This is a genomic window from Bifidobacterium sp. KRGSERBCFTRI, assembly GCF_025908335.1.
Window position 1 is genome coordinate 334,284 of record NZ_CP109653.1, and the last position, 13,527, is coordinate 347,810.

Below are 13,527 nucleotides of genomic sequence, written 5' to 3' on the forward strand. Positions count from 1 at the left end.
CGGTACTGATGTTGCTGCGGACGCATACTTGCTGTGCTGACGACTCCCAAAATCGCTATATGTGGCAGATAAGAGACTGCCGAGAAAGTGATTTCCGCTATATGTGGCACTTTCCTTCGCGAAGATGCCCCCATACCTTCGATTTCGTACCCTCTAACAGCTCTTGCCCGCGGAGAACTGCCACATATAGCGCAAATCGATTTTGCGGAACCGGACAATCTGCCACATATAGCGGGAATGGCGTGCTAGACTAATGGCTCGTGCCCAAAAGGCACACCTTGCGGATGTAGTTCATCGGTAGAACGAAAGCTTCCCAAGCTTTAAAGGCGGGTTCGACTCCCGTCATCCGCTCCACTCAAAACCCTTGGAATCGTTGGAATTTCAAGGGTTTTTCTATTGTCGTAAAAGACCCGTGAAGCCAACTTCGCGTCGCGCAACTGTCGGTTGCGTCGCAAAATTTGGTTGCGAATCGCAATGCAACCGCAAGATGGTGGCGTGGAACGCGACGTTTGTGACAAGCTGCTGATGCTTTGCGACATGTTCGGTGTGACGTTGGATGATTTGGTCATGGGCGACGTGTGCGCGTCGGCGGGCCGTGGAGGTGCGGGACGCGTGGGGCTGTGTGGATGCGGGACGCATGGACTTGGCTGCCGATACGGCTGGTGTGGCAGCGTCGGATGGGGTGGTTGACTCTGCTGTTGGTGCGGTTCCGGGGGTAATCGGGTTCGCGGCATCGCAGGTTGCAGGAGTGTCCGATTCTGCAGAATCGGACACTCGTGGAGGGCGATGGGTAGGCTGGAGCCCGTGAACACGAACCAGAAGTCCCCCTCCGATTCCGGCGCAAACCACCCCACCGGCAACTCCTGCAATCCGCTACTCGGCCATGCCACATCACACGCGGCGACACTCATCGGCCTGTTCGCAATCGTCCTGTGGGGCTTCATGGCCGGCCTCGTGCGACTGGTCTCCGAATCGTTCGGCGCCACGCTCGGTTCGGCGCTCATCTACACCGTCGGTGGTGTCATGCTGTTCATTGTGCGCCGTCCGAAACCAATCCGCGAAGCGCCATGCAAGTACCTCATCGCAGGCGGACTCATGTTCATCGCATACGAGGCGTCAATCTCGCTGTCGATCGGCCTGGCCACAACGAACGCGCAATCCGTGGAAGTCAGCCTTGTCAACTACTTGTGGCCGACGCTGCTGGTGCTGATGACCGCAGCGGTATCGCACAAACGTGGTGCGGTCGCCAAAGCGATTCCTGGCGCGGTGATCGCAACCATCGGTGTGGCGATGGCGGTTGGCGGAGAAAGCCTTGATATGCAGGAAGCGGTCCACAATATCGCCAGTAACCCCCTACCGTATGTGCTCGCGTTTGTTGGCGCCTTTATTTGGGCGATTTATGCGACTTTTACGCCGTCGTTGTCCGGCGGTTACGACGGCACGACGATTTTCTTCTGCTGTGTGGCCGTTGTACTGTGGACCATCCATTTCGTTTCGGGAGACGGTTTGCCGGACACGGCGCCCGGCATCGGTGGATATGCTGCGCTGATTGCGTGCGCCGCTTCGATTTCGGGCGGCTACGCGTGCTGGGGATACGGCATGTTGCACGGCAGTATGGAAACGCTTGCGATTGGTTCGTACGCGACTCCGCTGTTTTCCACGGCTTCTAGCACGCTTCTGTTGGGCGTGGCGCTGGGCATGCCGTTCTGGATCGGTGTTGTGCTGGTGGTTGCCGGTTCTCTGATCAACGTGTGGTTTGCACGGTGCCCCTGAGTGTCCGTTTCTCCCGAATCGGACAACCTGGGGTGACCGGATGACGCGTGGGTGGCTGATTCGGGGGAATCGGACACTTGTTGGTGCGTGAGGAGGCGACATGTGGGGTAGTGGCGGCGCAGAGGAGCGCCGGGATGGCGCAGCGGTACGTAAGGGAAGTGACTGGGCAGGACAATGCCCTACGCCTCCACGCTAGCTTAGGTTTTTGCCGGCTGGTCGATGGTGACGAATTCGTGGCTTTGGGTTTTCAGGTCGTCGATGATGGCGGGCAGCGCGTTCACGTGTACCAGCCGAAACCGATCTAAACCGGCTCAAACCAGCCCGTTCAAATCCGCCTCGTCACATCACCTTGGTGGACTCCAGATTGCGGCTCACCCAGTTGTTCAACCGGATCACCGGCTTGCGCAACACCAATCCCAGCAGCAGCGAAGGAATCAGGAACAAGGCGAGATACACCATATCAAGCAGGTACTCATTGCCGTACGATCCGGCCATCGCGGCGTGCATGGCATCGATGGCGTGCGGGAATGGTAGGAACGGGTAGAGCATTTGGAAGAACTTCGGCAGCGTCTCGATAGGGAACGTACCGCCCGAACCGGCGACCTGCATCACCAGCAGCACCACGGCCACGGCCTTGCCGATATCGCCGAACGACACGGTCAGCGTATACACGATATTCGAGAACACGAGCGCGGCAAGCCACCCCACGGCAAGGAACTGCAGCGCATGATTCGCCTGCACGCCAAGGAAATACATGTCACCCAGGCAAACCAGTGTGCCCTGCAGCAACGCGAGCAGTGCGAAGATCGCGTACCGTCCGAAATACTCGTGGTCGAGACGCAGTCCCCAACGTGAGGCGTTCCCCGGGCCGGACGGGCCGGCGACGCGCGGCAGCGTGTCGCCCAAGCCCAGCACATGCGCCTTCTCGCGGTCCGAAATCGTCACTTTCAGCATGGCGCACAGGATGATCGCACCCACCCAGATTGACAGGATCGTATAGAACGGCGCCATGGCCGAACCGTAGTTCGCGATCGGGTACACCGAGACGCGATGCAGTGCGACAGGCGCGGAAATCAGCGTGGACAGTGTGGACGCGTTGGCGGTGGCCAGTGCACGTAGTTCGTCCGATTCACCCGAATCGGACGAACTGGCGTCGTTGCCACCATTGCCACCATCGCTGTTGCCGTCACCGGCGTTCCCGCCCGTCTCCAGCTTCGTGATCAGCTCCTTCACCGTCGCTGCCGACGAGTCGAGTTTCTTCGCGATCGCGCCGAGCGTGGAACGGATGGACGTCACATTCGTCCCCACATCGCCCGTCACATCGTCCAGATCGTCGGCGGTGCCGCTCAGCTGGGTGATTATGCTGTCGGTTTGGGAGATCAGCGTGCTGACTGTGGAGGCGAGCGCGTCGATTTTCGGCTTGACGTTCGTGGCGTAATCGTCGCGCACATTGCTGATCGACTGCTTCGCGGAGGTGATGCGGTTCAGGATCTCCTTGCGGGAGCGTTCCGCGGCTGCGGTATCCTGCGTGACCTGCGTGGAAGCGTCTTTCAGCTGCTGCGCGAGCTTCTGCGAATCGCCTTTGGCGGCTTCCAGCAGCGTGATCTCCCGGTCGATGGCTTCCAGCAGCGCCTGTTTCGCGGAATCGCTGTCCGGTAGTTGTTCCACCGATTCGCGCATGTGGTTGAGGCTTGTGATGTACGTGTCGTACAGCGATTCGCCGCTGGAGATTTGTTCGCTCAACGTTGCCAACTGGCTGGCTGCGGTGTCTGAGTCCTTGCCGATCGCGTCGAACGCCTTGTTCACCTTGGCAGCTACTTGGTCGAACGCGCCTGACACCTGGTCGAGCGCGGTGTTCACCGAGGAGGTGACGTTCGCACCTGCAGAAGTGAGTGACGTGGCACCTGATTTGCCTTGCTTCAACGCGTTCTGGGCCTGTTTGCCCGCCTTGGTCGCCGAGGCGAGCAGTTTGCCCGTGGAATCCACGATGTCGTTCGCCGAGCCGAGCAGCTGCGAATACGACGTCACCTGCTGCGATGCGCCGCTCAGCGTATCCGCCGTGGTGGTGAGATTGCCGTTGAGGTTGCGCATGTATTCGGCCATTTGCGGGCTTTGCGAATAGTGTAGGATGCTTGAGGCCAGGTCGAGTCCGACTTGCGCAATCGTTTTGGCGAAGGTTTTGTCGATCGTGTTGACCACGGTTGTCGCGCCCTGATCGGTGATATGCGGGGCGATCGGGTTGATTTTCTCGTTCAGATAGTACTTGAGCTGCGCGTGTTTGATGTCGGGGGAGAACAGCGTCATCATGTCGGCGCTGAAACCTTTCGGAATTACGATCGCCGCATAGTATTCGCCGGATTTCACCCCGTCGATTGCCTTGTCGCTTTTCACGAACTGCCAGTCCAGCTGGTCGTTGGCGTGCAGTGTGCTGATGATGGTTTCGCCCACGTTGACGCGCACCGGTATGAGATCCGACTTGTAACCCTTGTCGTTATTGGCCACGGCGACCTTCAATGCCTTGGTGTTGCCGTAGGGGTCCCAGCTGGCCGCGATGTTGAACCAGGCGTACAGCGCCGGCACCACCACCAGGCCCATCGAGACGATCACGGCGATCACGTTGCGGGTGGCATGGCACATGTCCCGCTTGAAGATGCCCCAGATCATTTTCACTGTTCGTTCCCCTCCTCACGCAGACTCCTGCCAGCATTTCCGTCCGTGTTTCCAGCCGCATACTCAGCCGCATGTTCAGGCGCATGTCCGGCCGAACCACCATGCGCAGCCTCATACAGCCTCGTACGTACGGCATGCATCGGCTTGTAATGCATGCCCGGCCGGAACAGCAGGTTCTCGTGCAGGATCGCGCTGCGGAACTCTTCCGCACTCATCGCTTCCTCGCCCAGATAATTCGCATACCGTTCGCGCAGATACTCCACCACGATGAGATACGTGTCGATGGCGATGATCGAAATGATCCAACCGAGCAGCATGGCGAGCTTCATGCGCGTGATGAATAGCAATAGCAGGAACACGAACGGCAGTACCGCCAGCGCGAGGAATCCCCAACGCACCAGGCGCGGGTACAGGCGGAAGAAATGAATCGCCCGTCTGCGGACGAGTTCGGGGAACTCCTCGGCGATCTGCTGCGCGGTCTCGGTGAGCCGCAACGGTTCCACCGTGCCTTCGTTATGTTCGGTGATCATCAGATCAGTGTCCGCCAGACGGTTGTCGAACAGGCGGTTGAGGTTTAACGCCAGCTTGCGGACCACCAAGCCGATGAACAGCGCCACAGGCAGATACCAGAACAGCGAGAGCATGTCGATCCAATAATGGTTGGCATACATGCCGCCGATCGGCCCGCGCATCGCGTTGATGCCGTAGGTGAACGGTAGGAACGGTTTCAGACGGCGGAAGAATTCCGGCATCATCTCGATGGGGTAGAGGCCTGCCGCGCCCGGAATCTGGATGATCACCAGAATCACGGCGACGGCCTTGCCGATATGCCGGAACGCCACGGCGAGCGCGTAAATGATGTTCACGTAGACGAACGAGGCGAAAATGCCGGCGAGGATGAACAGGAACGGATGCTCGCATTGGATGCCCAGCGCGAGATCGCCGATCGTGGCGATGATCGCCTGCAGGAATCCGACCGTGACGAACAGCAGCCAACGGCCCATATAGCCTTGGCGTGGCGTGTACATGCGGATCTTCTCATCGCGGTCCACTTCAAGCTTGTAGATCGCGACGAGCACGAATCCGCCGACCCACAGCGCAAGATTCGTGTAGAACGGCGTGACCGCGGAACCATAGTTTTTGACCGGGTAGAGGACCTGTTCGTCCAAATGCACCGGCTCGCCCACGAACGAGCCGACCTCGCTCGCGTCAAGTCCGAGCGCTTGGGAAAGCTGCTGGAACATCGCCGAACTGCTCAACGCGGCCACATCGGTGCGCGTGGTGTTGAGCTGTTTGGCGAGATTGGCGAGCTGTGTCTGCGTGCCAGCAATGGTGGTGTTCGTTTGGGTCACGGTGCGCGACAACTGGTCGAGCAGCCCGTTGCCCTGTTCCAGCGTGCTTTGCAGCGTGGTAAGCGTGCCGGACAGCGACCCATTGGCCAGGCTGAGTGTATCGAGCCCGGTGTTGAGATTCGGCATGACCGTGCCGGTGATGGTCGTGCGTGCGCTCGCCATCGACGCCGTGCCGTTCTTCGCCAGCGTGGTGACATCGTCGTTGAACCCGTTCGCGGTGTTCTTCCCCGCGTTGATCGCAGCCGTGGTGTCCTGATCGAAGGCGTCGATGCGCTGCTGCTGGAACGTCAGCTGTTTGCGGGCTTCGGCGAGCTGCGCGGAAAGATCCTTATACGTTTGGCTGTTCGGATCCAGCTGGCTGGCCTGCAACGCCTTCTCCACGTCGTCGAGCACATTGCCGGTGGTGGTGTTGACGTGATGCATGGTGCTGGACACTTGGTCGAGCGCGTCCTGCGTGGTGTTCAGTCCGCTGAGCACGGTGCCGGTGGCATTGCTCACGTTGACCTGCAGGCCGGACAGTTGCGTGCTGCCGTTGTCGAGCGCTCCGACCAGCGTGTTCGAGAATCGTTCGGTTTGTGTGCGCGTCTCGCTCAGCAAGTCGGACGCCTTGCCGACGGTGTCAAGCGAGTTGGTGATTTCCGAGGTGAGCGCGATGTTGGACTGTTTGGCCGAATCGATGGTGGTGAGGGCCTTGTCGAGCGTGGAGCGGGTGTCGCGCAGCTGCTGTTGGACGGTTTCGAGCTGGTTGATGGTGTCGGTCAGATCGTTGATGACGTCGCTTTGCGCGCTTTTCACGCTGCCGGTGGTTTCTCCCGCTGCCTCCTTCACTTCCTTTGCCACGGCGTCGGCCACGCTGGAAACGAAAGTGGTGTTGATCTGCTCGTCGATCGTGGTCGCGCCCGTATCGGTGATTTTCGGCGCGATCGCGTTCAGCTTTTCGTTGATGTAGTACGTGATCGACGGTCGGTCGCCTTTACCGGTGACGGTGCCGATTAGTCTGGAGCTGAAGTCTTCCGGCAGTACGATCGCCGCATAGTATTTGCCGGATTCCACGCCTTCGATGGCTTGCTGCTTGGGAACGAAACGCCAGCCGAGCTGATGGTTCTTCTTAAGCTGGTTGACGGTCTGCTGGCCAGCGTCGAGATGGCCGACCAGCGTGGAGGTTGTGCCCTTGTCCTCGTTCGCCACAGCGACTTGGATGTTGCCCGTGTTCGCGTACGGGTCCCAGTTGGCGAGGATATTGCACCATGCGTACAGTGATGGGATGATGGCCACACCCAGCGTGACGACGAGCGCCACGGGGTTCTTCAGAATGCGTTTCACGTCTCGAAGGAAGATGGCGAAAACCTGGTGCATCAAGCCTCCTCGCGGGTATTGGTCGCAACATCTACGTGCGGCGGCATGCCCGTGCGGGAACACCCGGTTGGGCTCTTCGTCGCGCGATCCGGTGGACATTCTATGACTTCCGATGGAACGATCGCAATGGTTTCGCCATGTTTATTGGTCGGTCCCGCAAGTGTCGGGATATGAGACGAAAACGCTCGGCATATGGCTCTAGTGGGGCGGGCGACCTGGATATGGAGCGGACGGTCGGGAAAACGGAAAGGAAAGATGGCGAATGTTGTCACATGACAAGTGGGATAGGGTTGGGCGATAATGGAGGCATGACTATTGCAACGCCGGAACGTTATGCGCAAATGCTGGACGCCGCACGCCGCGGCGGTTACGCCTATCCCGCGATCAATGTGACCAGCACGCAGACCCTGAACGCCGCACTCCAGGGTTTCGCCGAGGCGGAATCCGATGGCATCATCCAAGTCTCCGTAGGCGGCGCCGCCTACTTCTCCGGGCAACGCGTCAACGACCGCGTCACCGGCTCGCTTGCCTTCGCAGCCTTCGCGCACGAAGTCGCGGCGAAATACCCCAACATCACCATCGCCCTGCACACCGACCACTGCGCCAAACAGTATTTGGACGAATGGGTGCGCCTCTTGCTCGACCATGAAGTCGAACAGGTGAAGCACGGTCAGGAACCGACCTTCCAGTCACACATGTGGGACGGTTCCACAGTGCCGCTGGATGAAAACCTCGACATCGCAGAAGAACTGCTCGACAAATCCCAAGCCGCGCACACCGTGCTGGAAATCGAAATCGGCGCGGTCGGTGGCGAAGAAGACGGGCACAGCGCCGAAATCAATGACAAACTGTATTCCACGCCCGCGCAAGGCATCACCGTCGCGCAACGACTCGGCCTCGGCGAGCGCGGACGCTACATGGCCGCCTTCACCTTCGGCAACGTGCACGGCGCATACAAACCGGGCGTGGTGAAACTGCGCCCCGAACTGCTCGACGAAATCCAGACCACGGTCGCGCTCGCGATCAAGGCCGGCGAAATGCCCGACCCCGCGCACTCGCTGGATGTCGCTCCCGGTAAGCCGTTCGCCCTGGTGTTCCACGGCGGTTCCGGCTCCGCGCCGGAGGAGATCGCGCAGGCCGTGAGCTACGGCGTGGTGAAGATGAACATCGACACCGATACGCAGTACGCATTCAGCCGTGCGGTGGCCGGTCACATGTTCTCCAACTATGATTCGGTGCTCAAAATCGACGGTGAGGTGGGCAACAAGAAGCTGTACGATCCGCGATCCTGGGGTCGTGAAGCTGAATCCGCGATGGCCGCGCGTGTGGTCGAAGCATGCAAGCAGCTCGGCAGTGCCGGGCGCGCGCTGAACTAGCCAACGGTCTTTCGAACTGTTTTCGGGCGTTTTCTGGTCTGTTTTTCGGACCGGTTGCAATCCGATTACGGTCGGTCCGGAGCCGTGAGCATCCCTCAGACCCGGTAGAGGGTGAAGAGTAACCTTTGTAAGGCTTTAGGCGCAAGGCTTAAGGCAGAATCGCGTACGCACGGAGGTGCAACAACATGCCTGGAATTGTTTTGATCGGTGCCCAGTGGGGAGACGAGGGCAAAGGCAAGGCAACGGATCTGATCGGCACGAAGGTCGACTACGTGGCCCGCTTCAACGGCGGCAATAACGCTGGCCATACTGTGGTGGTCGGCGACGAATCGTATGCGCTGCATCTGCTGCCGTCCGGCATCATCAGCCCCAACACCACCCCTGTCATCGGCAACGGCGTCGTCGTCGATCCGGAAGTGCTGTTCCAGGAGATCGACGGCCTTGAAAGCCGTGGCGTGGACTGCTCCCGACTGCTGGTGAGCGAAAGCGCGCACATCATCGCCCCGTATCACCGCGTGCTCGACAAGGTGACCGAACGCTTCCTCGGCAAGCACAAGATCGGCACCACCGGCCGTGGCATCGGCCCGGCATACGCCGACAAGATCAACCGCGTGGGCATCCGCGTGCACGACCTGTTCAACGCGGAGCACCTGCATGACAAGGTCGAGGCCAGCCTGCATCAGAAGAACCAGATGCTCGTCAAGCTGTACAACCGTCGCCCGATCGACGTGGACGAGACCACCGACGAGCTGCTCAAGCTCGGCGAACGCCTGAAGCCGTACGTGGCCAACACCTCCCTGGTGCTCAACAAGGCGCTCGACGAGGGTAAGACCGTGCTGTTCGAAGGCGGCCAGGCCACCATGCTCGACGTGGACCACGGCACCTACCCGTTCGTGACTTCCTCCAACCCGACCGCCGGCGGCGCCTGCACCGGCACCGGCGTTGGCCCGACCAAGATCACCCGCGTGGTCGGCGTCTCCAAGGCGTATGTGACCCGCGTGGGCGAAGGCCCGTTCCCGACCGAACTGTTCGGCGAGGAAGGCGAATGGCTGCGCGCCCAAGGCCACGAGTACGGCGTGACCACCGGTCGCCCGCGTCGCTGCGGTTGGTTCGACGCGGTCGTCAACCGTTACGCGGCCCAGGTCAACGGCCTGACCGACATCGTGCTCACCAAGCTCGACGTGCTCACCGGCCTCAAGGAAATCCCGCTGTGCGTGGCGTACGACGTCAACGGCGAGCGTCGCGACGATATGCCGACCGACCAGGCCGAGTTCGCCGCCGCGAAGCCGATTTACGAGTCCATGCCGGGTTGGGACGAGGACATTTCCCAGGTCCATGACTTCAACGATCTGCCGAAGACCTGCCAGGATTACGTCAAGCGTCTTGAGGAACTGTCCGGCTGCCGCATTTCCGTGATCGGCACCGGCCCGCAGCGCGACCACATCATCCAGATCAACTCGCTGATCGACTGAAGCTGATTCGGCTGATTCGTCGATATGAACGTCGGTAACGAACGTCAATGACAAGTGCCGGTGGGCCTGTGCCTGCCGGCACTTTGCGTATGGTGCGTGCGATGGCGTGCGCGTATGACGCACACCGCATACACACCGACGGGGTGCGCGGCGGAGGAACGGAAAAGGGGAGTGCGATGACTGCAATGCCGCCTAACGACAGGTTCGACAGGTTTGACAGGTTCAGCAAACTGGTCCCGCGATTCGACCACCTGAAATGGAAGATGGCCGCTGCCGGCATTCTCGTCGGCCTGATTTCCGGCTTCCTCGTCGTCCTCTACCGTCTCGGCATCGAATACGGCACCGACACCGCGCGCTGGATCTACGCGCGCATCCGCGAAACCCCGTGGCTGGTCGCACCGTGGGCGGTCGCCGCAATCACAGCCGCGCTCGCCATCGCATGGATGGTCAAAAAAGAGCCGATGGCCGGCGGCAGCGGCATTCCGCAAACCAACGGCGTGGTGATCTGCGGCCTGAAAATGCGATGGCAGACGATTCTGCCGGTTCGCTTCATCGGAGGCCTGCTCGGATCGCTCTTCGGCCTCTCGCTCGGCCGCGAAGGACCGTCCATCCAAATCGGCGCATCGGGCGCGCAGTTCCTATCGCACCGGCTGCGCGGCAAGAAACGTGAGGACATGCAGGAGCATTATCTGGTCACCGCCGGTGCCGCGGCCGGCCTGTCCGCCGCGTTCAGCGCACCGCTGTCCGGCATGATGTTCGCTTTGGAAGGGGTGCATCGCAGTTTTTCGCCCGCGATTCTGATGGGCGCCACCGCCGCGTCCCTGACCGCCGATTTCGTATCGAAATACTGTTTCGGCCTGCGTCCGGTGCTTGACTTCGGCACCATCGGCCAACTGCCGCTCGGCGAATACGGGTGGCTGATTCCGCTGGGATTGGTGGCCGGTTTGGTTGGTTCGCTGATGAACCGTTCGCTGCTCGGCTTCCAAACGCTGTACGGCAAGCTTCCCGCATGGAGCCGCCCTTTGATCGCGATCGCACTCGCGCTGCCAATCGGCATTTGGCTGCCTGACGTGCTCGGCGGCGGCTCGAACCTGATCGCCATGGCCGAGCATGCGCGCGTCGGCTTGGGCATGCTGTGCGTGCTGTTCGTGGCGAAAGTGCTGTTCACCTCCACCAGCTTCGGTTCAGGCGCTCCCGGCGGCATTTTCATGCCGATTCTCGCGGTTGGCTCACTCGCCGGCGGTATCTGCGGCGAGACGTTGCACCAGTTCGGCAACCTGCCGTCCGATTCCGTGGCGATTTTCTCGGTATGCGTGATGACGGGCACGCTGGCCGCGTCCGTGAAAACACCGATCACGTCGATTCTGCTGGCCGTGGAAATGTCCGGCACATTGACGCACATGCTGCCGGTCGCCGCCGTCGCGTTCATCGCATTGCTCGTCTCCGACCTGCTGCGTACGAAACCGATCTACGGCGAGCTGCTGGAACGGTACATGCGCGCGCAAGGCGGCACGACGGCAATCGCCAATCGCATCGACAACGGCATCATGGAACTGCCTGTGGAAATGGGCGCGACCGCGGACGGCAAGCTGATGCGTGACGTGCGCTGGCCGTACGGCTGTCTGGTGATTGGCCTGCGTCGCGGCGAACGGCAGATCGTGCCGCATGGCGATACGCGGCTGCGTGCCGGCGACTATCTGGTCGTGCTGTTCAGCGGCGAGGACGAAAGCGACGCACGGCATGCGATGCGGCGGCTGTGCGACGTGTCCGTCTGACGCGGTCTTACCGTCTTCCATAACCATTCGTAGACGTCTAGGGCCACCCGAAGTTATCCATAGTTATCCACCGAATCGGACATGTTCGATGTTTGGTTGCAACGCACGTGTAGACTCGTACAAGGTTAGGAAGACGGCACCTGCGGCCAGCTCGTTGCCGTATGGCTGGGGCGGAACGACGCTGTCCGCGGAAAGCCAAGTACAAGGGGAATGTGATGGAATCGCAAGAACAACGGGCGGCAGACTCGCCAAACGCGGGTGATGAGCCGAATCCCGCCACACAGTCGATCGACGTCGCCGAAGTGGCGCGCGCGGATGTGCGCCCGTCCGGTGCCGCCGCATCCAAGCATCCGCCGCAGATTCCGCTCGCGCCGATGAAACGCATGCAGGCGCGATTCAACCCTCTTGCCGATGGTCTGATGTATCTCGTGGTGTTCGTCGGCGGCTTCGTCGGCGTCGGGTTCCGTCGTGCCACGGACCTGCTGCTGCCGTCGGTGAACGGTTCGCCGTTCGTGGTGGGCACGTTCGTGTCGAATATGCTCGCCTGCTTCCTGTTTGCGATGCTGACCGAATACATGGCGACCGCGTCGTGGCTGCGCCGCAGGGTGCGGCAGGTCGTCAGCCGTGGCGTCGGGCTTGGTTTGCTTGGCGGACTGTCGACGATGTCCGGCGTGATGTTGGAAACCATGGAAGGCATGCGCGAGCAGCGTTTCGGCAGCGCGCTCGGCTATCTTGCGGGAAGTTTCGCTGGCGGTCTGATCGCGGCCGCGGTTGGCGTGGCGCTGATGCAGGCGTTGCTGGCGCGCGGCACACGCAAGCGGGTCCGTAACGCGATCGCCGATGCCTCCACGGCTTCCGTATCCTCAATGTCCGATTCGGGCGATTCGGACGCGTACGGCATCGTGCAGGACGTCCAGATGACCGACACTGCAGTATCGGCTACGCAGAGTGTTACGCAGACGGTCCCCATGGCCGATTCGGGCGAATCGGACGTGCCGGCCGCGCAAAATGTGCAGAACAACGTGCCGGACGCGCAGGGCGTGCGCCACGTGAAGGTGGCGGATGCGGCGCATTCGGCCGCGCAGGCCGCGTTGGAGGCCGCGCAGGCGGCACAGCAGGCGGCCCAGGTCGCCCAGCAGGTCGCGCAGACCGGGCAGGTGCCGAAAATCGAATCGCAGCCGCAGTCATCGCAACCCGTCGCACCTCTGCCCAGCTTCGAACCCAAGCCGGTCACCGCGGAAATCCCGCTCGTCGCCGACCCGACCACAGGGGAGGTGCGCTGATGACCTGGATGATCTGCCTGTTCGGCGGCATCGGCGCCATGGCCCGTTATGTGCTTGACGTGTCGATCCAACGCAGCTGGAACCGTAACGGCAACCACAGCTTCCCCCTGGCCACGCTCGTCATCAACGGCGTCGCCTCCCTGTGCGCCGGCATCGCCATGATGTCGTACTATGCGCAGTCGGTTGATATGGGCACGGTAATGACGTTCGTTGTGGGGTTCCTCGGCGGATTCTCAACATTCTCGTCGGCGATCAACGAGGTGCTGTCGCTGATTCGCAAACGCCGTTTCGCCATGGCCCTGGGCTATGGCGCTGCCACGGTCGCGGTGCCGCTCGCCTGCGTGGCGCTCGGATTCGGCATCGCCATGCTGGGCGGCCACGCATAGCTGTCACCGGCTTGGCCGCGCGTAATTTTCACGTTACACGGGCGGTCATCGGGTAACGTTCAGGAAATCTGAGCGCAACCGCGC

The 13,527-nt window shown here is 61.1% G+C and carries 8 protein-coding genes, 1 tRNA gene and 1 pseudogene; 8 read left to right on the forward strand and 2 right to left on the reverse strand.

Going from position 1 to position 13,527, the window contains the following annotated elements:
- Window positions 1-280 precede the first annotated feature (280 nt).
- The 3 genes and pseudogenes from OGI63_RS01380 (at window position 281) to yddG (ending at window position 1,773) form a co-directional block, all read left to right on the forward strand.
- Window positions 281-354 (forward strand) — tRNA-Gly (locus OGI63_RS01380).
- A gap of 159 nt (window positions 355-513) precedes the next feature.
- Window positions 514-615 (forward strand): annotated as a pseudogene (locus tag OGI63_RS14265) (XRE family transcriptional regulator); the annotation flags it as partial.
- Window positions 616-804: 189 nt separating this feature from the next.
- Entirely contained in the window at window positions 805-1,773 is a 969-nt protein-coding gene (gene yddG / locus OGI63_RS01385) for an aromatic amino acid DMT transporter YddG (RefSeq protein WP_003807310.1), read from the forward strand.
- A 339-nt stretch (window positions 1,774-2,112) separates the two neighbouring features.
- Here yddG and OGI63_RS01390 read toward each other — a convergent pair whose 3' ends face one another.
- Both OGI63_RS01390 and OGI63_RS01395 read right to left on the reverse strand, forming a co-directional pair.
- On the reverse strand, window positions 2,113-4,437 hold the full coding sequence (locus OGI63_RS01390) for a YhgE/Pip domain-containing protein (RefSeq protein WP_011742614.1): 2,325 nt from the start codon (window positions 4,435-4,437) through the stop codon (window positions 2,113-2,115).
- A gap of 2 nt (window positions 4,438-4,439) precedes the next feature.
- The gene (locus OGI63_RS01395) at window positions 4,440-7,151 is read right to left on the reverse strand and encodes a YhgE/Pip domain-containing protein (protein ID WP_011742615.1); all 2,712 of its coding nucleotides are present in this window, start codon (window positions 7,149-7,151) and stop codon (window positions 4,440-4,442) included.
- 308 nt (window positions 7,152-7,459) lie between these two features.
- Here OGI63_RS01395 and fbaA point away from each other — a divergent pair, with 308 nt between their 5' ends.
- From fbaA to OGI63_RS01420, 5 genes are all read left to right on the forward strand, one after another.
- Window positions 7,460-8,527: a class II fructose-bisphosphate aldolase gene (gene fbaA / locus OGI63_RS01400; protein WP_011742616.1), complete on the forward strand. Its 1,068-nt coding sequence runs from the start codon at window positions 7,460-7,462 to the stop codon at window positions 8,525-8,527.
- Between the two features lie 185 nt (window positions 8,528-8,712).
- On the forward strand, window positions 8,713-9,999 hold the full coding sequence (locus tag OGI63_RS01405) for an adenylosuccinate synthase (protein ID WP_011742617.1): 1,287 nt from the start codon (window positions 8,713-8,715) through the stop codon (window positions 9,997-9,999).
- Window positions 10,000-10,262: 263 nt separating this feature from the next.
- Window positions 10,263-11,774, forward strand: a complete 1,512-nt coding sequence (locus OGI63_RS01410; RefSeq protein ID WP_231837116.1) for a ClC family H(+)/Cl(-) exchange transporter — start codon at window positions 10,263-10,265, stop codon at window positions 11,772-11,774.
- Between the two features lie 215 nt (window positions 11,775-11,989).
- On the forward strand, window positions 11,990-13,057 hold the full coding sequence (locus tag OGI63_RS01415; protein ID WP_041777197.1) for a fluoride efflux transporter FluC: 1,068 nt from the start codon (window positions 11,990-11,992) through the stop codon (window positions 13,055-13,057).
- On the forward strand, window positions 13,057-13,443 hold the full coding sequence (locus OGI63_RS01420; RefSeq protein WP_041777198.1) for a fluoride efflux transporter FluC: 387 nt from the start codon (window positions 13,057-13,059) through the stop codon (window positions 13,441-13,443). The genes OGI63_RS01415 and OGI63_RS01420 overlap by 1 nt, the downstream gene beginning before the upstream one ends.
- Window positions 13,444-13,527: the final 84 nt, after the last annotated feature.